General features: G+C 62.1%; 21 protein-coding genes and 3 tRNA genes. 8 read left to right on the top strand and 16 right to left on the bottom strand.

The genetic code is table 11. From position 1 onward, the window contains the following. Positions 1-336: 336 nt before the first annotated feature. The 12 genes from DNJ95_RS02580 to DNJ95_RS02525 form a co-directional block, all read right to left on the bottom strand. The gene (locus DNJ95_RS02580) at positions 337-1,335 is read right to left on the bottom strand and encodes an FUSC family protein (RefSeq protein ID WP_131183216.1); all 999 of its coding nucleotides are present in this window, start codon (positions 1,333-1,335) and stop codon (positions 337-339) included. Positions 1,336-1,414: 79 nt separating this feature from the next. After that, positions 1,415-2,746, bottom strand: a complete 1,332-nt coding sequence (locus DNJ95_RS02575; RefSeq protein ID WP_131183148.1) for a deoxyguanosinetriphosphate triphosphohydrolase — start codon at positions 2,744-2,746, stop codon at positions 1,415-1,417. A 199-nt stretch (positions 2,747-2,945) separates the two neighbouring features. After that, on the bottom strand, positions 2,946-3,248 hold the full coding sequence (locus DNJ95_RS02570; protein ID WP_131183147.1) for a hypothetical protein: 303 nt from the start codon (positions 3,246-3,248) through the stop codon (positions 2,946-2,948). Continuing rightward, on the bottom strand, positions 3,245-3,628 hold the full coding sequence (locus DNJ95_RS02565; protein WP_131183146.1) for a phage holin family protein: 384 nt from the start codon (positions 3,626-3,628) through the stop codon (positions 3,245-3,247). Before DNJ95_RS02565 ends, DNJ95_RS02570 begins: the two co-directional genes overlap by 4 nt. A 23-nt stretch (positions 3,629-3,651) precedes the next feature. Continuing rightward, positions 3,652-4,068: an ElaB/YgaM/YqjD family protein gene (locus DNJ95_RS02560; RefSeq protein WP_131183145.1), complete on the bottom strand. Its 417-nt coding sequence runs from the start codon at positions 4,066-4,068 to the stop codon at positions 3,652-3,654. A gap of 322 nt (positions 4,069-4,390) precedes the next feature. Then, entirely contained in the window at positions 4,391-5,185 is a 795-nt protein-coding gene (fabI, locus tag DNJ95_RS02555; RefSeq protein ID WP_131183144.1) for an enoyl-ACP reductase FabI, read from the bottom strand. Between the two features lie 4 nt (positions 5,186-5,189). Further along, positions 5,190-6,812 carry an ABC transporter ATP-binding protein gene (locus DNJ95_RS02550; RefSeq protein ID WP_131183143.1) on the bottom strand — a complete coding sequence of 541 codons (1,623 nt, stop codon included), beginning with the start codon at positions 6,810-6,812 and terminating at the stop codon, positions 5,190-5,192. A 1-nt stretch (position 6,813) separates the two neighbouring features. Next, entirely contained in the window at positions 6,814-7,833 is a 1,020-nt protein-coding gene (locus tag DNJ95_RS02545) for an ABC transporter permease (RefSeq protein ID WP_131183142.1), read from the bottom strand. A 6-nt stretch (positions 7,834-7,839) separates the two neighbouring features. Then, positions 7,840-8,913 (bottom strand): microcin C ABC transporter permease YejB, encoded by a 1,074-nt coding sequence (locus DNJ95_RS02540; protein ID WP_131183141.1) that lies wholly within the window; start codon positions 8,911-8,913, stop codon positions 7,840-7,842. A 1-nt stretch (position 8,914) separates the two neighbouring features. Further along, a complete protein-coding gene (locus tag DNJ95_RS02535) occupies positions 8,915-10,795 on the bottom strand; it encodes an extracellular solute-binding protein (protein WP_131183140.1) in 1,881 nt (626 codons plus the stop codon). Then, positions 10,792-12,621: an extracellular solute-binding protein gene (locus DNJ95_RS02530; RefSeq protein ID WP_131183139.1), complete on the bottom strand. Its 1,830-nt coding sequence runs from the start codon at positions 12,619-12,621 to the stop codon at positions 10,792-10,794. The genes DNJ95_RS02535 and DNJ95_RS02530 overlap by 4 nt, the downstream gene beginning before the upstream one ends. 117 nt (positions 12,622-12,738) lie before the next feature. Then, the gene (locus DNJ95_RS02525) at positions 12,739-14,286 is read right to left on the bottom strand and encodes a LysM peptidoglycan-binding domain-containing protein (RefSeq protein ID WP_131183138.1); all 1,548 of its coding nucleotides are present in this window, start codon (positions 14,284-14,286) and stop codon (positions 12,739-12,741) included. A gap of 170 nt (positions 14,287-14,456) precedes the next feature. Here DNJ95_RS02525 and DNJ95_RS02520 point away from each other — a divergent pair, with 170 nt between their 5' ends. After that, on the top strand, positions 14,457-14,717 hold the full coding sequence (locus tag DNJ95_RS02520) for a hypothetical protein (protein WP_131183137.1): 261 nt from the start codon (positions 14,457-14,459) through the stop codon (positions 14,715-14,717). 218 nt (positions 14,718-14,935) lie between these two features. Here the strand turns inward: DNJ95_RS02520 and DNJ95_RS02515 are convergent. From DNJ95_RS02515 to DNJ95_RS02505, 3 genes are all read right to left on the bottom strand, one after another. Next, positions 14,936-15,012 (bottom strand) — tRNA-Met (locus DNJ95_RS02515). Between the two features lie 115 nt (positions 15,013-15,127). Next, positions 15,128-15,204 (bottom strand) — tRNA-Pro (locus DNJ95_RS02510). 67 nt (positions 15,205-15,271) lie between these two features. Then, positions 15,272-15,496 (bottom strand): YgdI/YgdR family lipoprotein, encoded by a 225-nt coding sequence (locus DNJ95_RS02505; protein WP_131183136.1) that lies wholly within the window; start codon positions 15,494-15,496, stop codon positions 15,272-15,274. Positions 15,497-15,777: 281 nt separating this feature from the next. On the opposite strand from DNJ95_RS02505, the gene DNJ95_RS02500 reads away from it, so the two are divergent. Both DNJ95_RS02500 and DNJ95_RS02495 read left to right on the top strand, forming a co-directional pair. Then, on the top strand, positions 15,778-16,179 hold the full coding sequence (locus DNJ95_RS02500; protein ID WP_131183135.1) for a PA2779 family protein: 402 nt from the start codon (positions 15,778-15,780) through the stop codon (positions 16,177-16,179). Beyond that, positions 16,180-17,154, top strand: a complete 975-nt coding sequence (locus DNJ95_RS02495) for a PA2778 family cysteine peptidase (RefSeq protein WP_131183134.1) — start codon at positions 16,180-16,182, stop codon at positions 17,152-17,154. It abuts the gene before it with no gap. Between the two features lie 11 nt (positions 17,155-17,165). On the opposite strand, the gene DNJ95_RS02490 is transcribed toward DNJ95_RS02495, so the two are convergent. Continuing rightward, positions 17,166-18,449 (bottom strand): NAD(P)/FAD-dependent oxidoreductase, encoded by a 1,284-nt coding sequence (locus tag DNJ95_RS02490; RefSeq protein WP_131183133.1) that lies wholly within the window; start codon positions 18,447-18,449, stop codon positions 17,166-17,168. 169 nt (positions 18,450-18,618) lie between these two features. On the opposite strand from DNJ95_RS02490, the gene DNJ95_RS02485 reads away from it, so the two are divergent. The 5 genes from DNJ95_RS02485 (at position 18,619) to rplT (ending at position 22,080) form a co-directional block, all read left to right on the top strand. After that, positions 18,619-18,695: transfer RNA gene (locus DNJ95_RS02485), tRNA-Val, on the top strand. A gap of 271 nt (positions 18,696-18,966) precedes the next feature. Continuing rightward, on the top strand, positions 18,967-20,889 hold the full coding sequence (thrS, locus tag DNJ95_RS02480; RefSeq protein ID WP_131183132.1) for a threonine--tRNA ligase: 1,923 nt from the start codon (positions 18,967-18,969) through the stop codon (positions 20,887-20,889). A gap of 17 nt (positions 20,890-20,906) precedes the next feature. Then, positions 20,907-21,440, top strand: coding sequence for a translation initiation factor IF-3 (gene infC / locus DNJ95_RS02475; RefSeq protein ID WP_131183131.1), 534 nt, complete (start codon positions 20,907-20,909; stop codon positions 21,438-21,440). 61 nt (positions 21,441-21,501) lie between these two features. Beyond that, positions 21,502-21,696 (top strand): 50S ribosomal protein L35, encoded by a 195-nt coding sequence (gene rpmI / locus DNJ95_RS02470; protein WP_131183130.1) that lies wholly within the window; start codon positions 21,502-21,504, stop codon positions 21,694-21,696. A 27-nt stretch (positions 21,697-21,723) separates the two neighbouring features. Continuing rightward, positions 21,724-22,080, top strand: coding sequence for a 50S ribosomal protein L20 (rplT, locus tag DNJ95_RS02465; protein WP_131183129.1), 357 nt, complete (start codon positions 21,724-21,726; stop codon positions 22,078-22,080). Positions 22,081-22,116 lie beyond the last annotated feature (36 nt).

The raw sequence follows: 22,116 nt of genomic DNA, 5'->3' as shown, positions 1-22,116 counted from the left end.
GCGCCCGTTGCCGCGGGCTTGCGGCATTCCTTGCCAAGTCCCGCAACGACAGCGGGGGCTATTTCTCGCACAACCCGAAGGGTCGCGCCTGTTTTCATGCGAGGCAGCGTTACTCGATGGCTTATTTGCCCCACCACAAAAACGCCGGGAGCGTTCTTGAGCGTAAGCCCCGAAGGGCTGAGGCCTATGGGTGCGTTGAGCAAACTTCGCCTCTCGCGCCTTGCCTGGTGTAAAAACGGGCTCCGGCGCGCTCGCGACGAAAGGTCGACAGGCCCTGGCATCGGATCAAGGATCGACTGTCGCGGCGCCCCTGCGCCAGAACGCTTGGTATAGAGCTTATGCAGGGGCCTCGGCGCTTCTGCGTTTGCCGAGCCTGGCAAGGCCCTTTGCCAACAGGTGCATCGCCACGATGACCAGCAGGCTCAGCCCGACACCCAGTGCGGCGTTGATCAGCCTTATTTCCGGTAGGTGCCAGTCATTGGCCAGGGTTTCCGCCAGCAGCAGGAAACACAGGGTTGTCTGCAATACGAACAGGCCATAGTGATTGGCCTGGAAGGCCCGGCTGAGCATGATCATCGGCAGCATGATCATCACCATCAGTGGTGGATCGGCCAGGCTATGCCCCATGTAGATCAGTGCCGTGGCGGCCGCGAGTATGCCAAGGCTGGCCTGTATCGCCCGCAGCAGGCTGTTGTGCATATCCATCTGCAGGGTTGTGAAGACCGCCAGGGTAAGCCAGTAGCCGCGCGGCAGTTCGGCCAGGTTGACCAGCAGCCCGGCCGCCGAACAGGCGATCAGGTAGGTCAGCGCATGCAGCCGCCACTGCCGTATCGGTGTGCGCCTGGCCCGGCGATGCAGCGTTCGCACGATGCTCAGCAGGCGTGGCATGTATGGCCACATGCGCAGGCCGTGCAGGCCGCGCAGGCCGAATGCCAGCAAGGTGACCCAGAGTCCGCCGAGGGCGAACAGCACGGCGATGGCCTGGGGATTGTTGAAATCGGCGATGCCGTACTGGCCCTGGCCAAGGCACAGGCAGATGGCCAGGCCGATACCGAGCTTGCCGGCTTCGCTGCCATAACGCTGCAGCCAGGCCAGCAACAGGCCGTAGAACGCGAACAGGCCGAGGCTGATCAGTGGATGCGGTGCGGCCCAGAAACCGAGCCCGGCACTGCTCGCACCGAGAAAGATCAGCAGCAGCATGCGCAGCATGCCGAAGCGGTGCAGAGGGTTGGCCTTGGCTGCCTGGAAGGCGCCGACCGTGGCCCAGAGGAAGCCGGGATGGCCACTGAACAGGCCCAGCAGCAATGGCAGGGCGCAGCCAAGACCGGCGACCATGGCCGGTCCCCAGGCGGGGCGGCCCGGTTGCCAGTGCAGGGTCTGTCGCAGGAATCTGGAAGCTGTCTTGGCCATTGCGCTACACCGGGCTGGAGCGACCGGTCATTTCCCCCGCCATTTCCGTTGCGTAACTGTCGGTCATTCCGGCGATGAAGTCGATCATGCGCAGAAAGGCTTCATAGAGCGAACAGTCGGGTGAGGGCGCGTTGTTGCCGAGCAGGTCGAGAATACGCTGGTTCTTGAACGACAGGGGTTTACCGCCGTGCTGTTCCAGAGCGGCGCCACAGAAGGCGTTGAGAAGGATTTCCAGCGTGGTGTAGGCGCCTATCTCATGCAGCGTCTTGCGTTTGTCCTGGAAGATCTTTTCCCGCGCCATGGCCTTGGCTTGCAGTACGCATTGCTTGGCCGGGCCGTGCATATGCTCGACCAGGTCACCCGCAAGGTCGCCGGCCAGCAGGCTGGACTGTTGCTCGGCAAAGGCACTGGCCGCCGCGTTGGTCAGGTGTTCGATGGCCTTGCCGCGCAGTATCGCCAGTTTGCGTCGGCGCGAGTCACGCGGCCCGAGCTGGCGATAGGTTTCCGGCAGGTCGTCGCCCACCAGGCCGAGCAGCAGCGCTTCGACTTCCGCATAGTCGAGCAACTCCATTTCCAGGCCGTCTTCCAGGTCGATCAGCCCGTAGCAGATATCGTCGGCGGCTTCCATCAGGTACACCAGCGGGTGCCTGGCCCAGCGCTGTTCCTGCTGCTGGGGCATGCCCAGCCGGGCGGTGATCTGTTCGAGGATCGGCAGCTCGTTCTGGTAGCAGCCGAACTTGTGCTTCTTGTAGCCCAGAGCCTGTGCGTGGCGCGAGGTCCAGGGATATTTCAGGTAGGTGCCGAGGGTGGCGTAGGTCAGCCGGGTACCGCCGTCGAACTGGTGGTATTCCAACTGCGTCAGCACCCGGAAGCCCTGGGCATTGCCTTCGAAATTGAGGAAGTCGTCGCGTTGCTCGTCGCTCATGTCGTCCAGCCAGCCACGCGCGGCGGCCTGCTGGAACCAGTGGCGGATGGCGTCTTCGCCGGAATGGCCGAAGGGCGGGTTGCCGATGTCGTGGGCCAGGCAGGCGGATTGCACGATCATGCCGATGTCCGCCGGGTCGCACCATGCAGGCAGTTCGCCTCGCAGCGCCTCGCCGACACGCATGCCAAGGGAGCGGCCGACGCAGCTCACTTCCAGCGAGTGGGTCAGGCGCGTATGGATGTGATCGTTGCTGGATACCGGGTGCACCTGAGTCTTGCGCCCAAGGCGGCGAAACGCCCCGGAGAAGATGATGCGGTCATGGTCCTTGTGAAAAGGACTACGCCCCGGCTCCTGGGAACTGTGCGGTTCCTTGCCGAGGCGCTCGCGGTTGAGCAGGGTATGCCAATCCAATGACTTCTCTCCTGAGAACCAGTGTGCCCGAGTATCAGAATGCCTGATTTCGGTTCAGGTCACACTGCAGTCGTCCGACCGTTCGGGACAATGGCATGAATGTGCTTCATGTGCCCGGTTACGGGAATGCCTCCTTTGTCTACTACCCCAGCCTTCCGCGCCGACCGCTAGCGGACCTGCGGTAGCGGCCGGCGCAGCTTTACTGGCGTTGCCGGCGCAGGCTCTGAATGATGGGGTAGGCCGCGAGGGCGACCCGCGCCAGTCGACCGACCCGGCCCAGGCGGCGGCTGAACAGGCCGAGGACGATCGTGGCGGCGATCGCCAGCGGCTTCCTGGAGGTTGCGTGTTCGCGCCGTGCCTCGACGATATTCCGCGCCTGGCGCAGGGGGGCCAGCAGTGGTTGTGCATGGTAGCGCAACTGCTGGCGATTCATTTCCATGCGCAGGCGCACCAGTTCCTTGTGTGCTTGCAATTGTGCTGCGCTGCTCAACGGGCGGCTCATGGCAATAGGCGCTCCCGGTCGCGTGCGAGTTCCTGCAGGGTGGCTTCGAATGGCGTGGCACCGGCCTTCACCAGTCGTACGGCATTGAGGATGCAGATGAGCAAGCCTATGGCATAGGCGGCGCACAAGCCGAGGATCGCCGCGATGCGGTGTTCGTCCCAGAAGACGATGACGACTGCGGCCGACAGACCGACCAGAATCAGCAGGCCGAGAATCAGGCTGATACCGGCAAGCAGGAACAGCCGGAAGGTCCGTGCCTTTTCCTCCTGGAACTCGAGACCCAGCAGCTCCAGGTGTCCTTGCAGCAGACCGGCCAGGGCTCCTCCCAGTTTTTTCAGCGATGGTCCTTGTGGATCATCGCCAGGTTGCCTTGCATCCATTCGAATTCCCCTGTCGCAGGTGTTCAGCGGCGAGTCAGCAGGCCGACCAGAAAGCCTACGCCTGCCGCGATACCGATGGATTTCCAGGGATTGTCCTGGATGTATTGCTCGGTGTTCTGCAGTGCGACCTGTCCCTGGTCGCGAACGCTGCTTTCGGTTTCCTTGATCAACTCGCGGGCGCGGGCCAGGTTTTCGTTGACCTTGTCGCGCAGTTCCTCGCTCTGTTCGCCGGCGGTTTCCTGGGTGTACTGGAGCAGGCGTTCGGTATCGGCGATCAGGGTGTGGAATTCGTCGATCAGCGCACTCTGGGCATTCTGCAGGTTGCGGCGATGGGCTTCCTTGTCGATCAGCGGTCTGGAGGGCTCCAGCACTTCGTCGACAGCATCTTCCACGGCCTTCTTGGCTTTGCTTGCACTTGCCTTGCTTGATTCGACAGCCATTTGCCTCTCCTCATGGTCAGTTCCGACGGGACGATTTTATCCCTCAGGGTTTCGAGCCCCGGACTCGGGCAAGGTTCCCACTGTTTGTGGGGGAGGGGCAAGAGCGGCGGCAGGCCTCGGCAGGGCGATCGGGCTATGCACGGCAAACAGCCGAAAACAGCGCTGGAAGGCAGGGGGCTGGACGAAAGAGCGTGGCCGCCAATGTTTTTCGTCCAGCTTTCCAGCCTCCAGCGCTTTTATCGAAGGTGAATAACGGCATAGCGCGATCGCCCTGCAGACCGCGGACTCGAAGCTTGCCGCCTGCAGTCTGAGGCCGCTGTCGTCAGTCCTCGAGGTTGCCCATGGCGGTGGTATTGAAGCCGCCATCGACATAGAGGATTTCGCCGCTGATGCCCGAGGCCAGGTCCGAGCAGAGGAAGGCACCGGCGTTGCCGACTTCCTCGATGGTCACGTTGCGCCGCAGCGGGGTCTGCTTCTCGTTGGCGGCCAGCATCTTGCGGAAGCTGGCGATGCCGCTGGCGGCCAGGGTGCGGATCGGGCCGGCGGAGATGGCGTTGACGCGGGTGCCTTGCGGGCCGAGGCTGCCGGCCAGGTAGCGGACGCCGGCTTCTAGGCTGGCCTTGGCCATGCCCATGACGTTGTAGTTGGGCATGGTGCGCTCGGCACCCAGGTAGGAGAGGGTGAGGATGCTGCCGTTGCGCTCCTTCATCAGCTCGCGGCCGGCCTTGGCCAGGGCGATCAGGCTGTAGGCGCTGATGTCGTGGGCGATCTTGAAGCCTTCACGGGTGGTGACTTCGGTGAAGTCGCCGTTGAGCTGGTCGCCAGGGGCGAAGCCGACCGAATGGACGATGCCGTCGAGGCCGTCCCATTTCTTCGCCAGCGCCTCGAAGACCTTGGCGATGTCCTCGTCATTGCCCACGTCGCAGGGGAAGCACAGCTCCGGGCCGGAGCCCCAGCCGCTGGCGAACTCTTCGACACGCCCCTTGAGCTTGTCGTTCTGGTAGGTGAATGCCAGTTCGGCGCCTTCACGGTGCATGGCGGCGGCGATGCCCGAGGCGATGGACAGCTTGCTGGCCACACCGACGATCAGGATGCGCTTACCGGTTAGAAAACCCATGTCTTTATCCTTTTTTTGCTGGTTCATCTGCTGCCGGGGCCAGGAAGGCCGACTCCAGCAACTGTTGTGTGTAAGGGTGTTGCGGTGCGTCAAAGATAGCCTGTGCCGCGCCCTGTTCAACCACCTGGCCCTGCTTGATCACCATGATCTGGTGACTCAGCGCCCGTACCACCGCCAGATCATGGCTGATGAACAGGTAGGTCAGGTCGTATTTTGCCTGCAATGAACGCAGGAGTTCGACCACTTGCCGTTGTACCGTGCGATCCAGCGCCGAAGTCGGCTCGTCCAGCAGGATCAGCGCCGGCTTCAGCACCAGTGCGCGGGCGATGGCGATGCGCTGGCGTTGCCCCCCGGAGAATTCGTGGGGGTAGCGGTGCCGGGTCGCGGCATCCAGGCCGACTTCCTCCAGCGCGGCGATGATCGCCCGTTCCTGCTCCTCCTCATTGCCCATGCCATGTATGCGCAGCCCTTCGCCGACGATCTGCCCGACCGACATGCGCGGGCTGAGGCTGCCGAAGGGGTCCTGGAAGACCACCTGCATCTGCCGCCGCAGGGGCCTGACCTGGCGCTGCGACAGCCCTTGCAGCGACTGGCCCTGGAACACTATCTCGCCCTGGCTGGCGATCAGTCGCAGGATGGCCAGGCCCAGGGTGGACTTGCCCGATCCGCTTTCGCCGACGATGCCCAGGGTCTGCCCACGGGGCAGTTCGAAGGTTACACCGTCGACTGCCTTGATATGCCCGACAGTACGTCGCAGCAGCCCTTTGCGGATCGGGAACCAGATGCGCAGGTCCCGCGCCTGTAGCATTGGTGGGGCGTTCTCGACCTCCACCGGGGCGCCGCTCGGGTCCGCTTCCAGCAGTTCCCGGGTGTAGGGGTGCCGTGGCGATTCGAACAGCGTCTCGCAGTCCGCTTCTTCGACGACGCGACCGCGCTGCATGACACATACGCGATGGGCGATGCGCCGCACCAGGTTGAGATCGTGGCTGATCAACAGCAGGGCCATGCCCAGGCGCGCCTGCAGATCCTTGAGCAGTTCGAGGATTTTCAGTTGTACGGTGACATCCAGGGCAGTGGTCGGCTCGTCGGCGATCAGCAGTTCCGGCTCGTTGGCCAGGGCCATGGCGATCATCACGCGCTGGCGCTGGCCCCCCGAGAGTTCATGGGGGAAGGCGCGGATACGCTTGGCCGGCTCGGGGATACCGACCAGTTCCAGCAGCTCCAGGGTGCGCGCCGTGGCCGCCTTGCCGCGCAGACCCTTGTGCAGCCCCAGCACTTCATTGATCTGCTTGCCGATGCTGTGCAGCGGGTTGAGCGAGGTCATTGGCTCCTGGAACACCATGGCGATACGGTTGCCACGGATCGCCCGCAGTTGTTTTTCGCTGGCCCGCAGCAGATCCTGCCCGGCGTAGCGGATCTGCCCGGCCGGATGGCTGGCCTGGGCCGGCAGCAGGCGCAGGATCGAGTGGGCGGTGACGGACTTGCCCGAGCCGCTCTCGCCCACCAGCGCCAGGGTCTCGCCACGGCGGATGGTGAAGCTGACATTTTCCACGGCCCGCTGCGCGCCCGTGCCGCCATGGCCGAACTCGACCGCCAGGTCGCGTACTTCGATCAGGTTCTGCTCCATGTCATTTCCTCGGGTCGAAGGCATCACGGGCGGCCTCGCCGATGAATACCAGCAGCGTCAGCATGATCGCCAGCACCATGAATGCGCTGATGCCCAGCCAGGGCGCCTGCAGGTTGGCCTTGCCCTGGGCGACCAGTTCGCCCAGCGACGGCGAGCCGGCCGGCAGGCCGAAGCCGAGGAAGTCCAGTGCGGTCAGGGTGCCGATGGCGCCGGTGAGGATGAACGGCATGAAGGTCATGGTGGAGACCATCGCATTGGGCAGGATATGCCGGAACATGATGGCGCCGTTGCCCATGCCCAGCGCCCGCGCCGCGCGCACGTACTCCAGGTTGCGCCCGCGCAGGAACTCGGCGCGCACCACGTCCACCAGGCTCATCCAGGAGAACAGCAGCATGATGCCCAGCAGCCACCAGAAGTTCGGCTGCACGAAGCTGGCGAGGATGATCAGCAGGTAGAGCACCGGCAGCGCCGACCAGATTTCCAGCAGGCGCTGCCCGAGCAGGTCGACCCAGCCGCCGTAGAAGCCCTGCAGGGCGCCGGCGACCACGCCGACCACCGAGCTGATGAGCGTCAGGGTCAGGGCGAACAGTACCGAGATGCGGAAGCCGTAGATCACCCGCGCCAGCACGTCGCGGCCCTGGTCGTCGGTGCCCAGCCAGTTTTCGCCCGAGGGCGGCGCCGGGGCCGGTACCTGCAGGTCATAGTTGATGCTGGTGTAGTCGAAAGGGATCGGCGGCCAGATCATCCAGCCGTCTTTTTCCTCGATCAGCTCCTGGATATAGGGGCTCTTGTAGTTGGCCTGCAGCGGGAACTCGCCGCCGAAGGTGGTTTCCGGGTAACGCTTGAACACCGGGAAGTACCACTCGCCGTCGTAACGCACCACGATCGGCTTGTCGTTGGCGATCAGTTCCGCACCCAGGCTCAGGCCGAACAGCGCGAGGAACAACCACAGCGACCACCAGCCACGCTTGTGGGCGCGGAACAGGGCGAAGCGGCGCTGGTTGATGGGGGACAGTTTCATCTCGGCTCAACCCTCCCGGCTTTCGAAGTCGATGCGTGGATCGACCAGGGTGTAGGCCAGGTCGCCGACCAGCTTGACCAGCAGGCCGAGCAGGGTGAACAGGAACAGCGTACCGAACACCACCGGGTAATCGCGGTTGATCGCCGCCTCGAAGCTCATCAGGCCCAGGCCGTCGAGGGAGAAGATCACCTCGATCAGCAAGGAGCCGGTGAAGAACATGCCGATGAAGGCTGCCGGGAAGCCGGCGATGATGATCAGCATGGCATTGCGGAACACATGGCCGTAGAGCACGCGGGTGCGGCTCAGGCCCTTGGCGCGGGCGGTGGTCACATACTGCTTGTTGATCTCGTCGAGGAAGCTGTTCTTGGTCAGCAGGGTAAGGGTGGCGAAGTTGCCGATCACCAGCGCGGTCACCGGCAGGGCCAGGTGCCAGAAGTAGTCGAGGATCTTGCCGGCGGTGCTGAGGTCCTCGAAGTTGTTCGAGGTCAGTCCGCGCAGCGGGAACCAGTTCCAGTAGCTGCCGCCGGCGAACAGCACGATCAGCAGGATGGCGAACAGGAACGCCGGGATCGCGTAGCCGACGATGATCGCCGAGCTGGTCCAGACATCGAACGGGCTGCCGTGGCGGGTGGCCTTGGCGATGCCCAGCGGGATCGACACCAGGTACATGATCAGCGTGCTCCACAGGCCGAGGGAGATGGATACCGGCATTTTCTCGATGATCAGGTCGATGACCTTGGCATCGCGGAAGAAACTCTCGCCGAAATCCAGCCGCAGGTAGTTGGTGAGCATGATCCAGAAGCGCTCGTGGGCTGGCTTGTCGAAACCGTAGAGGCGTTCGATCTCGGCGATCAGCTCCGGGTCCAGGCCCTGGGCGCCACGGTAGCTGGCGCCGCCCACGGCGACTTCGGAACCGCCGCCGGCGATACGGCTGGTGGCACCGTCGAAACCTTCCAGCTTGGCGATGGCCTGTTCCACCGGGCCGCCGGGGGCGGCCTGGATGATAAGGAAATTGATCAGCAGGATGCCGAGCAGGGTGGGGATGATCAACAGCAGCCGACGGAAGATGTAGGCCAGCATATTATCGCTCCGCCGCGCTGTCGGGCTCGGATTCCACAAGCTTGTCCGCCTTGGCCTGTTCGTCGGTATCGGCCTGGGCCTTGCGGGCATCGGGCTTGCTCCACCAGGTCATCAGCCCGACATCGTGGTCGGGGGAAATGTCCGGGTGTTGCAGGTGGTTCCAGTAGGCGACGCGCCAGGTCTTGATATGCCAGTTGGGTACCACGTAGTAGCCCCACAGCAGCACCCGGTCGAGGGCGCGGGTATGGGCTACCAGCTCCTGGCGCGAGTCGGCGGCGATCAACTGGTCGACCAGGCTGTCGATGGCCGGGTCGCGCAGGCCGATGAAGTTGCGGCTGCCGGGATTGTCGGCGCTGGCCGAGTGCCAGAATTCGCGCTGCTCGTTGCCGGGCGAACTGGATTGCCCGAAGCCGCTGACGATCAGGTCGAAGTCGCGCGAGCGCAGGCGGTTGATGTACTGGGAGACATCGACGCGGCGGATTTCCAGTTCGATGCCGAGGTCCGCCAGGTTGCGCTTGTAAGGCAGCAGGATGCGTTCGAACTCGGTCTGTGCCAGCAGGAACTCCAGCTTCACCGGCTTGCCCTGGGCGTCGAGCATGCGGTCGTTTTCGATCTTCCAGCCGGCCTCGGTGAGCAATTGGTAGGCTTCGCGCTGCTGCTCGCGGATGATGCCGTTGGCCTGGGTCTGCGGCAGGCTGAAGGGCTGTTCGAAGACCTCGTCGGGGATCTGCCCGCGCAGCGGCTCCAGTATCTTCAGTTCGTCCTTGCCGGGCAGGCCGCTGGAGGCCAGTTCGGAGTTGTCGAAGTAGCTCAGGGTGCGGGCATAGGAGCCATTGAACAGGTTGCGGTTGGCCCACTCGAAGTCGAACAGCAGCGACAGCGCCTTGCGCACCCGGCGATCCTGCAGTAGCGGCCTGCGGGTATTGAAGATGAAACCCTGCATGCCGGTCGGATTGTGGTTGTCGATCTCCTCGCGAACGATGCGGCCATCGGCCACCGCCGGGATCTTGTAGGCGGTCGCCCAGTTCTTCGCGCTGATCTCCAGCCAGTAGTCGAACTGCCCGGCCTTGAAGGCCTGCAGGGCCACCGAGTTGTCCCGGTAGTAGTCGATGTCGACACGGTCGAAATTGTAGAAGCCACGGTTGACCGGCAGGTCCTTGCCCCAGTAGTCCTCGACCCGTTCGTAGCTGATGGAGCGGCCGGCGCGCACCCTGCCGACCCGGTAGGGGCCGCTGCCGAGTGGCGCTTCGAGGTTGCCGCTGTTGAAGTCGCGCTCGCTCCACCAGTGCTTGGGCAGAACCGGCATCTGGCCGAGGATCATCGGCAGCTCGCGATTGCTGCGCTTGAAGTCGAAGCGCACCAGCAGCCGGCCTTCGGCACGGACCTTGTCGACATCCGCGTAATAGGCGCGGTAGAACGGCTGGCCCTGGGTGGTCAGGGTCTCGAAGGTGAAGATCACGTCTTCGGCGGTGACCGGCTGGCCATCGTGGAAGCGTGCCTTGGGGTTGATATGGAAGCGCACCCAGGTGTTGTTCGGGGCTTTCTCGATCTTCTGCGCCAGCAGGCCGTAAACGCTGAAGGGCTCGTCCAGGCTGTTGGTGGTGAGTGTGTCGTAGATCAGGCCGATGTTGTCCGCCGGGACGCCCTTGTTGATGAAGAGATTGAGCGAATCGAAACTGCCGAATCCGGCCTGGCGCAGGATGCCGCCCTTGGGCGCGTCGGGATTGGCGTAGTCGAAGTGCTGGAAGTTCGCCGGGTACTTGGGCGGCTCGTCGTAGAGCGTCAGTGCGTGGCGGGGGCCGGCTTGCAGCGGGCCGCCCAGGCAGACGAGCGTGGCCAGGCCGAGGCCTGCCAGAAATCCATGCCGAATACGTTGGGTCATTGTGCCTTCTCCAGGTCTTTCAGCCACCAGGCGCGTAGTCCGAGTGTATAGGGCGGGGTGGTGACATGGGCGAAACGGTTTCGATAGGCCAGGCGATGGTGGTCGATGAACCAGTTGGGGATGCTGTAGTGGTTCCATAGCAGGACGCGGTCGATGGCGCGTGCCGCGGCGATCTGTTCCTCGCGGCTGCGGGCGGCCAGAAGTTTCTGCAGCAACTCGTCGATGACCGGATTGCGGATCCCGGCGTAGTTGCGACCGCCTTTCACGTCCGCCTGGCTGGAATGGAAGTACAGCCACTGTTCCATGCCCGGGCTCAGGCTCTGCGGCAGCGTCATCAGGATCATGTCGAAGTCGTATTGGTCCAGCCGCTGTTTGTACTGGGCGCTGTCCACGCTGCGTATCCTGGCCTGGATGCCGATACGCGAGAGGTTTTCCACATAGGGCTGGAGAATCCGCTCCAGGCGCGGGTTGACCAGCAGTATCTCGAAGCGCAGCGGTTGCCCCTGGGCGTTTTCCAGGCGTTCGCCGGTAGGCCTGAAGCCGGCCTTGCCCAGGAGTTGCAGGGCGCGGCGCATATTCTCCCGGGGGATACCGCGCCCTTCGGTACCCGGCAGCCGGAACGCTTGGCTGAACAGCGCCTTGGGCAGTTGCTGGCGATAAGGTGAGAGCAGCAGCCACTCTGCGCCACGCGGTGTATCGGTGGCGGCGAAGTCGCTGTTGGGGTAGTAGCTCTCGCTGCGTCGATAGGCATCGTAGAACAGGGCACGGTTGGTCCACTGGAAATCGAACATCAAGCCCAGGGCTTCGCGTACCCGGATATCGTTGAATACCGCGCGGCGCGTATTCATGAACAGTGTCTGGGTCGGTGTGGGTATCTGATGCGGGATTTCCGCGCGGATCACATCGCCGCGCTGGACGGCGGGGAACTGGTAACCGCTGGCCCAGTTCTTCGCCTGGTTCTCCAGGAAGATATCGAAAGCGCCGACCTTGAAGGCTTCGAAGGCGACCGTGTTGTCCCGGTAGAACTCGACCTCGACCCGGTCGAAATTGTATTTGCCGCGGTTGACCGAGAGTTTTTCTCCCCACCAGTCCCTGACTCGCTCGAACATCACGCGGCGGCCTGGCTGGACCTGGGTGATGCGATAGGGGCCGCTGCCCAGCGGGGCCTCGAAGGTGGTGGCCTTGAAGTCGCGGTCTTTCCAATAGTGCTGCGGCAGCACCGGCAGTTCGCCCAGGCGCATCAGCAGCAGGCCGTTGTCCGGCTGGTCGAAGACGAAGCGGATGCGATGGCGGCCAAGGATATCCACGCGCTTGACGCCCTTGAGGTTGGTGCGGTACTGCGGGTGCCCGTCGCGGATGAGGGTGCGGTAGGAAAAGGCCACGTCGTAGGCGGTGATCGGTATGCCGTCATGGAAGCGGGCTTCCCGGCGCAGGTTGAATACCACCCAGCTACGGTTGTCGGCGTACTCGATCGAGCGGGCGATCAGCCCGTAGCTGGAGGAAGGCTCGTCGCCCGAGGGGTCATAGACGCCGGTGCCGGCCATCAGCGGTTCGTTGAACTCACTGATGCCGTACTGGGTGAAGCCAGGCGCGGCGCTGGGGCTGCTGCCCTTGAAGGTATAAGGGTTGAGTGTGTCGAAGGTGCCAGCCGCCATCAGACGCAGCGTGCCGCCCTTGGGCGCCTGGGCATTGACCCAGGAAAAATGGGTGAAGTCCGCCGGATACTTGAGCGTACCGAACTGAGCGTAACCATGGCTTTCATGGGGAGCTGCGAGGGCGGCAAGGCTGGTGCTCAGGCAGAGCAGCAGAAGGAAAATTGGGTGCACGATCCGTGGAGCGCTCTGGTCTGACGGTCGATTACAGTAACAGCTTGTATTGCCGGGAAAAAGCTCGCCGCGACAGGCCGTTGCGCGCCAGCGGCGGCAACGCCATCGGGCAAGCGCTCACTTGGCGAGATACAGGGTCAGTGTCTGGCCGGGCTTGAGGGCTTCACTTTCCCCGGGGTTCCAGCTTTTCAGGTGGTTGATCCTGATATTGAATTGCTTGGCGATACGATGCAGCGAGTCGCCGGGCTTGACCTGATAATAGGTCGGCGTGCGCTTGCCACTGGCGCTGACGCTCGTGCCGCTGTCCTGCAGATGCAGGGTCTGGCCGACTTGCAGGCTGCTGCCCGAAAGGCCGTTCCAGCGCTGCAGGTCGCGCACCGATACACGCTGCGACTTGGCGATATCCCAGAGATTATCACCGGCCTTTACCCGATAGCTGCGCACGGGCTCGGCGTGCCTGACGATGTGCAGGGCCTGGCCATCGCTGCCCGGTATATTGAGGGTCTGGCCGATGCGCAGGCGATCGTCCGCCAGGCGATTGATATCGCGGATGACCGAGACGGAGACGCTGTGGCTGTTGGCGATGGAGCCCAGGGTGTCACCGGCGCGTACCCTGTACTGCTGCCATTTCACCGGCTCCTGCGGTTTCATCAATGCCAGGTTGGCCATCAGCATTTCCGCCTTCTCCGAGGGCACCAGCAACTGTTGCGGGCCATCCTGGGTGATGCGGCGGGTAAAGGCGGGGTTCAACTGATAGAGCTCTTCTTCCTCCAGATCGGCCAGTTTCGCGATCTGCGCGAGTTCCACCTGCTGCTGCAGGGCGATCGCCTCGAAGTAGGGCTCGTCGGCGATGGGGTTCAGATTGATGCCATATGCCTGCGGCGACAGCACCAACTGTGATAGTGCCAGCAGCTTCGGCACATAGTCGCGGGTTTCCCGGGGCAGCGAAAGGTTCCAGTAATCGGTGGGCAGGCCCAGCTTCTGGTTGCGTTCGATGGCCCGGCTGATGGTGCCTTCGCCGGCATTGTAGGCGGCCAGGGCCAGCAGCCAGTCGCCATTGAACAGGCCGTGCAGGTAGTTCAGGTAACGCAGCGCGGCATGGGTCGAGGCGGTGATGTCGCGACGGCCATCGTACCAGTTGGTCTGACGCAGGTTGAAATTGCGCGCGGTCGAGGGAATGAACTGCCAGAGACCGACCGCCTGTGACGGCGAGTAGGCGAAGGGGTCATAGGCGCTTTCGATGATCGGCAGCAGCGCCAGCTCCAACGGCATGCCCTGTTCTTCCAGGCTCTCGACGATGTAGTGGATATAAGGCGCACCACGCACGCTTGCCGCCTCGATGCTCTTGGCCCTCCCGGCGAAGAACAGGCGCTGTTGCTCGACGCGCGGGTTGTTGTCGAGATGTTCCTGGAACCGGAAGCCCTCGCGTACTCGTATCCATATGTCCTGCGGTGCCGGTGTTTCGGCTGCTTCCATCAGCCAGACATCTTCCTGTGGCAGCATCTGCATCAGGTTCGCGCTTTCGCGCACTGGCTGAGTAGGCTCCGGTGGCGTGCTGGTCTGGCTCTGGCAACCGGCCAGGGCTGCGGCCAGCAGGAGGGCGAGCGCTCTGCCAGAGGCTGCCAAGGCGCCTGGAATCGAGCTTTTGAGGGCATTTGGAAGCATTGGCTGGATAAAATCCCTGGGGCAAAATTCATCGGAGTTTAAAAATGCCCTTGGCGGGGGTCAAGTTTGCTGGTGTCGCATCACGCCCGATACGCTCCTGAGAACAGCTGATCTCGCCAGGCTCCGTTGCCGCGAGTTGGCACCGGGCGGTGGCTGGTGTCGGGGCGGCTATGCTGGCTTATCCGTTCGGCTACGGTACCGCCCGCTCGCTACGGATCCCCTATCTGGTCATGCCGGGCGTAGGGCTCGGCGCAATGATGACGGCGGCATCCAGCACCATCATGCGGGTGGCGCCGGTATCGCGAGTGGGCATGGCGGTCTCGCTCGTGGAAGTTGCCTATGAGTTGGGCGGGGCGAGCGGCGTCACCCTGATGGGCAGCATTCTGACCGTCGTCTATGGAGTGTCTCTGCTGCTTCCCCTGGGGGCGTAACTGCTGGCGATGGTCAGTGACAGCCTGGATGAGGCGCTGCTGGCCGCCGAAGTTCTCGCCCAGGGTCGGCGGGAGGCTGGTTGCTCCAGGCGCGTAAGCATTCGACCGGGCTTTGGCCGCGTGCCTGCTGCTCGTTCATTCGCTTGAGCCAAGGCGGGGTGGTCGCGCGGAGCGCATAAAGAAAGACCCCGCTGGCGATGCCAGCGGGGTCCAAGGTTTGGTTGCGGGAGCCGGATTTGAACCGACGACCTTCGGGTTATGAGCCCGACGAGCTACCAGACTGCTCCATCCCGCGTCTGTGGGCCGGCATTCTACAGGCTGTTCGCAAGCTGTCAATGAAAACCTGCATGGTTCTTGCAAGTGTTTCATTCAGCCATAAAAAAACCGGCCGTAAGGCCGGTTTCAGGATTTGGTCGGAGAGACAGGATTCGAACCTGCGACCTTCTCGTCCCGAACGAGACGCGCTACCAAGCTGCGCTACACTCCGAAGTTGGCGCGCATTCTACATATTTTTTCTCGCAGGGCAAGACCTTCATCGATGTTTATCCGGCGGCTCAAAGGTCGCGCACGGTTCGAACCCGGTCCTTGTTGACCTTGCCCGAGCTGCCATCGATCAACTGGTATTCATAGAAGCCGGAATCCTCATCGTAGTCGGGGCGGTCCAATGTCTGGATTTCCCGGCCATCATCCAGGGTGATGACGCTGGGTGTGGAGCAGCCGGCCAGGGCCAGGCTACCCATGATGAGCAAGAGTGCCGGTAGTTTCAGGAGGAGGCGCATGGTGCATTTCCTTTTCCATGAGAGGTGTCGTGTGTGACGGAAGTTTTTCGCGTTAAGTTCCCAATGTTGCCGTAGGGCCTGTTTCCGTTTCGTCGCGCATCGCGTTGCTGTGAAAGATGCTCCCCGAGTGGCCGGTGGTGCTCGCGTTTGCCGTGGGGCGCATGATGCGGACGGTCGGTATCCGTGCCGGTGGAACTGTACCGCCCAACTGGGCGTCTTAGTGTTCGGTGGTTGCTGCCTGTGGCGGCGGCCGGCAATCAGACAAGAAGGAGATTCCCGTCATGTTCAAGTCCATTTTGATGAAGCGTATTGCCGCGGTCGTGGCCGCGTTGCATTTCATGCTGGTCGCCCAGATACCGCTTGCCCAGGCTGCCATGATCGGGACGCCCGAGGTCGTCGCCGAACAGCAGCAGCGTATCGATCAGCAGCAGTTGCTCGGTATGCTGGACGATGAAGAGGTCAAGCAGAAGCTGGCGTCCATGGGCGTGGATCGGCAGCAGGTGGAGAAGCGTATCAATAGCCTGACTCCGGCCGAACTGGCACAGTTCAACCAGCAGCTCGAACAGGCGCCGGCCGGTGCTGGCGTTGTGGGCGTGATCGTGCTGTTCCTGGTGATCTTCATCATTACGGACCTGCTGTGCGCCACCAATATCTTCAACTTCGTCAAATGCATTAATCGATAAATGCATCGATCGTTGAATGCGCCATCGTTGATCCGCACTTTTTCCCTGCTGTTACTGTGCGGTCTGCTCGGGGCTTGTGCGCGTTCTCCGCTGGTCTTATCGGGGGATGCGGACCTGCCCCGGCGGGTCGAATTGGTCGAGGTACCCTTCTTTGCTCAGGATGAATACCAGTGTGGCCCTGCCGCGCTGGCTACCGTGCTGACTCATCGTGGCATCGATACCAGTCCGCAAGCGCTGGTCGAACGTGTCTATATACCGGAGCGCAAGGGCAGCTTGCAGGTGGAAATGGTTGCGGCGGCCCGAGCGCATGGCCTGCTGGTCTATCCACTGAAGCCGCGGCTGGAGAGTTTGTTGGCGGAGGTCGCCGCGGGTAATCCGGTGCTCGTATTGCAGAACCTGGCGTTCGAGCACTGGCCGCTCTGGCATTTCGCGGTGGTGGTGGGTTATGACCTGGAGCGGCAGGAGCTCATCCTGCGCTCGGGGACGAACGAGCGGCTGGTCGATGATTTCCGCTCGTTTCTGCGCAGTTGGCACAAAGGCGGGCGCTGGGCCGTGGTGACCCAGGAGCCGGAACGGTTGCCGGCCACTGCCGAGCCGGTTACATGGATGGCGGCCGCCAGCGATCTCGAGCAGGTGGGGCAGCGGCAGGCTGCGCGCAGGGCCTATGAAAGTGCGGCGCAACGCTGGAGTTCCCCTTTGCCATGGTTTGCGCTGGGCAACAGCCTTTACCAGGAAGGCGATGGGGCTGGTGCGCAGCAGGCGTTACGCAAGAGTATCCAGCTGGATGCCGGTTTTGCGGCGGCGTGGTTCAACCTGTCCAATGTACTGGCCGAGAATGGCTGTGCCGTCGAGGCGTCTGCGGCACTGGCCTGTTCGCGCAGGCTGGCTCCCGACGACCGGCGTCTGGATTGGCCGTTGCCGGCGCCGAAAGGAGTTGCCGCGGGGCAGTGCCAGGCGCTGCCGGACTGCCCTTGATGCCGGCGACCCTAGAAGCCCAGTCGATCGCGCAGGCTGTAATACATCGCGCCGAGGGCGCTGAGCGGTACTCTCAGGCTGTGCCCGCCGGGGAACGGATAGTGGGGCAGGCTGGCGAAGGCGTCGAAGCGCTCCGCCTGTCCGCGTAGCGCTTCGGCCAGGATCTTGCCGGCGATATGGGTGTAGGTCACCCCGTGCCCGCTGCAGCCCTGGGAGTAGTAGATATTGCTGCCCAGCCGCCCGACTTGTGGCAGGCGGGACAGGGTCAGCAGGAAGTTGCCGGTCCATGCGTAGTCGATGCTCACACTCTGCAACTGCGGGAAGGTCTTGAGCATCTTGGGGCGGATGATTGCCTGTATGTCAGCCGGGTCTCGGGCGCCGTAGACCACGCCGCCACCGTAGATCAGGCGCTTGTCGGCGGACAGGCGGTAATAATCGAGCAGGTAGTTGCAGTCTTCGATGCAGTAGTCCTGTGGGATCAGGCTGGCGGCCTGCTCGCTGGACAGCGGCTCGGTGGCGATGACCTGGGTGCCGCAAGGCATCGACTTGGCCGTCAGTTCGGGTAGCAGGTTGCCCAGGTAAGCATTGCCTGCGACCACGACGAATCTGGCCGTGACCTTTCCTCGTGGAGTATGGATGAGCGGGTTTTCGCCGCGCTCGATGCTGAGCGCGGGCGTTTGCTCGTATATCACGCCACCCAGCGACTCCACTGCCGCGGCCTCGCCCAGGGCAAGGTTGAGTGGATGGATATGGCCGCCGCCAAGGTCCAGCATACCGCCCAGGTAACGTTCGCTGGCCACGGAGCGCCGGATGGCCTGGGCATCCAGTAGCTCCAGCCGGTCATAGCCATAGCGTGCCCAGAGTTTCTGCTGCGCTTCCAGGTGGCGGAGCTGCTTGCTGGTGATCGCAGCGAAGATGCCGCCATCCTTCAGGTCGCAGTCGATCCGGTAACGCTCGACGCGTTCACGGATGATCTGGCCGCCTTCAAAGGCCATGGCGCCAATCAGCTCGGCGTGTCGGCGGGAGGCGCTACGCTCTATGGTGTCCAGGTCACGGCTGTAGCTGTTGACGATCTGGCCACCATTGCGCCCGGATGCGCCGAAGCCGACCCTGGCGCTTTCCAGGACGACCACCTTGAAACCGTGCTCGAGCAGGAAGAGGGCTGTCGATAGCCCCGTGTAGCCTGCGCCGATCACGCAAACGTCGGTGTGCAGGTCGCCCTCCAGCGGTGGGCGGGAAGGGGCTGGATTGGCCGAAGCGGCATAGTAGGAGGCTGGATAGTCGGTGTGCGGCATGGTGAAACCCCTGTTCCGAATACGCGATGCAGACTCGTCATGTGAGGAGAGGCGGGCGCTGCTGGGCACTGTCTATGGGGTGATCTGCAAATATTCCGAATATCAGCAGCTTAGCCCAAAAAAAGTACTTGACTCCCCAGTGAGTATCTATAGAATGCGCCCCCATCGAAGGCACATAGCTCAGTTGGTTAGAGCACCACCTTGACATGGTGGGGGTCGTTGGTTCGAATCCAATTGTGCCTACCAAACAAATGCTTACGCAATGGTGTAAGTTACAAAAAGGCGGCCTTAGAAGGTCGCCTTTTTTGTTTTGGTGAATTTTCGTGTGCAGATGATGTGCGTTTTCCCGATCTTCTGCAGGCAGATTTGTATTGTTTCACCGATTTCCAGTGACTCCGGTTCATGCGGGCAGTCGCAGCCCTGCCACTGTGAGGCAGGCTTGTCCGTTGGATCGCTTTACTGGCTCATCCCACCCATGTGGCCTTTGGTAGGGGTCACCACTAGGAGAGGAGGCGCCATGCCCATCATTACTCTTCCCGACGGCAGTCAACGTTCATTCGATCACCCGGTATCCGTGCTGGAAGTCGCCCGTTCCATTGGCGCGGGGTTGGCCAAGGCCACCCTGGCCGGAAAGGTCAATGGCCGGCAGGTCGATGCCTGCGACCTGATCGAGACGGATGCGACCCTGCAAATCATTACGCCTAAGGACGAGGAAGGGCTGGAGATCATCCGTCACTCCTGTGCCCACCTGATAGGGCATGCGGTCAAGCAGCTGTATCCGAATGCGAAGATGGTGATCGGCCCGGTCATCGATGAAGGTTTCTATTACGACATCTCCATCGATCGCCCCTTCACCCCGGAGGACATGGCGGCCATTGAGCAGCGCATGAAGGCGCTGATCGACAAGGACTACGATGTCATCAAGAAAATGACGCCGCGGGCCGAGGTCATCGAGCTGTTCAAGGCGCGTGGCGAAGAATACAAGCTGCGCCTGATCGACGACATGCCCGATGAGCAAGCCATGGGGCTGTATTACCACGAAGAATACGTCGACATGTGCCGCGGCCCGCATGTGCCGAACACTCGATTCCTGAAAGCCTTCAGGCTGACGCGGATTTCCGGCGCCTACTGGCGTGGGGACTCGAAGAACGAGCAACTGCAGCGTATCTATGGCACCGCCTGGGCGGACAAAAAGCAGTTGGCCGCCTATATCCAGCGCATCGAAGAAGCCGAGAAGCGCGATCATCGCAAGATCGGCAAGCGCCTGAATCTCTTCCATACCCAGGAAGAGGCGCCGGGCATGGTGTTCTGGCATCCCAATGGCTGGACGCTGTACCAGGTGCTCGAGCAGTACATGCGTCAGGTGCAGCACGATAACGGCTACCTGGAAATCAGGACGCCGCAGGTGGTCGATCGCGTGCTCTGGGAGAAATCCGGGCATTGGGCCAACTATGCCGAGAACATGTTCACCACGGAGTCGGAAAGCCGCGACTACGCGATCAAGCCAATGAACTGCCCGTGCCATGTGCAGGTGTTCAACCAGGGCCTGAAGAGCTATCGCGAGTTGCCGCTGCGTCTGGCCGAGTTCGGTGCCTGCCACCGTAACGAGCCGTCTGGCGCCTTGCACGGGATCATGCGTGTGCGTGGCTTCACCCAGGACGATGCGCATATCTTCTGTACCGAAGAGCAGATGCAGAGCGAGTCGGCCGACTTCATCAGGTTGACCCAGGCGGTCTATGCCGATTTCGGTTTCACCGATATCCAGCTCAAGCTCTCCACGCGTCCGGAAAAGCGCGTGGGCTCCGATGAACTGTGGGATCGTGCCGAGGCGGCGCTCGCGTCCGCGCTGGAGAGTGCCGGGTTGTCCTATGAGCTGCAGCCGGGCGAGGGTGCCTTCTATGGGCCGAAGATCGAGTTCTCGCTGAAGGATTGCCTGGGTCGCGTCTGGCAGTGCGGTACACTGCAGCTCGATTTCAATCTGCCTGTTCGCCTCGGTGCCGAGTATGTCTCCGAGGACAACAACCGCAAGCACCCGGTCATGCTGCACCGCGCGATCCTGGGATCGTTCGAGCGCTTCATCGGTATCCTTATCGAGCATTTCGAGGGGGCATTCCCGGCCTGGCTGGCGCCGGTGCAGGCGGTGATCATGAATATCACCGACAAACAGGCGGATTTCGCTCGCGAAGTGGAGAAAACCCTTGTTCAAAGTGGTTTTCGTGCCAAGGCCGACTTGAGAAACGAGAAGATCGGCTTTAAAATCCGCGAGCATACTTTGCTCAAGGTTCCCTATCTCTTGGTTATTGGAGATCGGGAAGTCGAGACTCGATCCGTTGCTGTGCGTACCCGTGAAGGTATCGACCTGGGCTCGCTGCCCATCGAGCAGTTCACTGCGCAGTTGCAGCAAGCGGTTTCCCGGCGTGGTCGCCAAGATTTGGAGTAAGAACTATTAAGCGTGAAATGAGACAGGATAGGCGGGCCGCCCCGAAGGCGCCGATCAACGAGAACATCACAGCCCGTGAAGTTCGCCTGATTGGTGTGGACGGCCAGCAGATTGGTGTGGTTTCCATCGATGAAGCGCTGAGCGCTGCCGAGGAGGCCAAGCTGGATCTGGTGGAGATATCCGCTGATGCGGTGCCACCGGTTTGTCGGATCATGGACTACGGCAAGCACCTGTTCGAAAAGAAAAAGCAGGCTGCTGCGGCGAAGAAGAACCAGCACCAGCAACAGATCAAGGAAATCAAGTTTCGACCAGGGACGGAAGATGGCGACTATCAGGTCAAGCTGCGCAACCTGATACGTTTCCTTGAAGATGGGGACAAGGCCAAGGTATCCCTGCGATTCCGTGGTCGTGAGATGGCCCACCAGGAGCTGGGTATGGAACTGTTGAGGCGGGTCGAAAAGGACCTGCTCGAATACGGTGCCGTCGAACAGCATCCGAAGATGGAAGGACGCCAGCTTATGATGGTCATCGCTCCCAAGAAAAAGAAATAACCACCAGGGCACTGGCAGGCCTTGCGGTTATGTGTAATCACTCACTAAGTGGAGTCCGAACATGCCAAAGATGAAAACCAAGAGTGGTGCTGCGAAGCGCTTCAAGAAGACTGGTAACGGCTTCAAGCACAAGCACGCTTTCAAGAGCCACATCCTGACCAAGATGACCACCAAGCGTAAGCGTCAACTGCGGGGCACTTCGTTGCTGCACGCATCCGACGTCGCAAAAGTGGAGCGCATGCTGCGCGTTCGTTGATCCGGTCAAGACTCAGAGGAATAACTCATGGCTCGTGTTAAGCGTGGCGTCATCGCTCGTCGCCGTCACAAGAAAATCCTGAAACTCGCCAAAGGCTACTACGGTGCGCGCTCGCGCGTATTCCGTGTTGCCAAGCAGGCGGTGATCAAGGCCGGTCAATATGCCTACCGTGACCGCCGTCAGCGGAAGCGTCAGTTCCGTGCACTGTGGATCGCTCGTATCAACGCTGGTGCTCGTGTCAACGGTCTGTCCTACAGCCGTTTCATCGCCGGCCTGAAAAAAGCGTCCATCGAGATCGACCGCAAGGTTCTGGCCGATCTGGCAGTGAACGAAAAAGCAGCGTTTGCTGCGATTGTCGAGAAAGCCAAAGCTTCTCTGGCTTGAGCCCCGGCAATCGCGAGTCTTCGGATTCGTAGCAGC

Source organism: Stutzerimonas kirkiae (genome assembly GCF_004327335.1).
GTDB classification, from domain to species: domain Bacteria; phylum Pseudomonadota; class Gammaproteobacteria; order Pseudomonadales; family Pseudomonadaceae; genus Stutzerimonas; species Stutzerimonas kirkiae.
The sequence above is the reverse complement of the archived record's forward strand: the minus strand, read 5'-3'. Positions and strand labels throughout refer to the sequence as shown.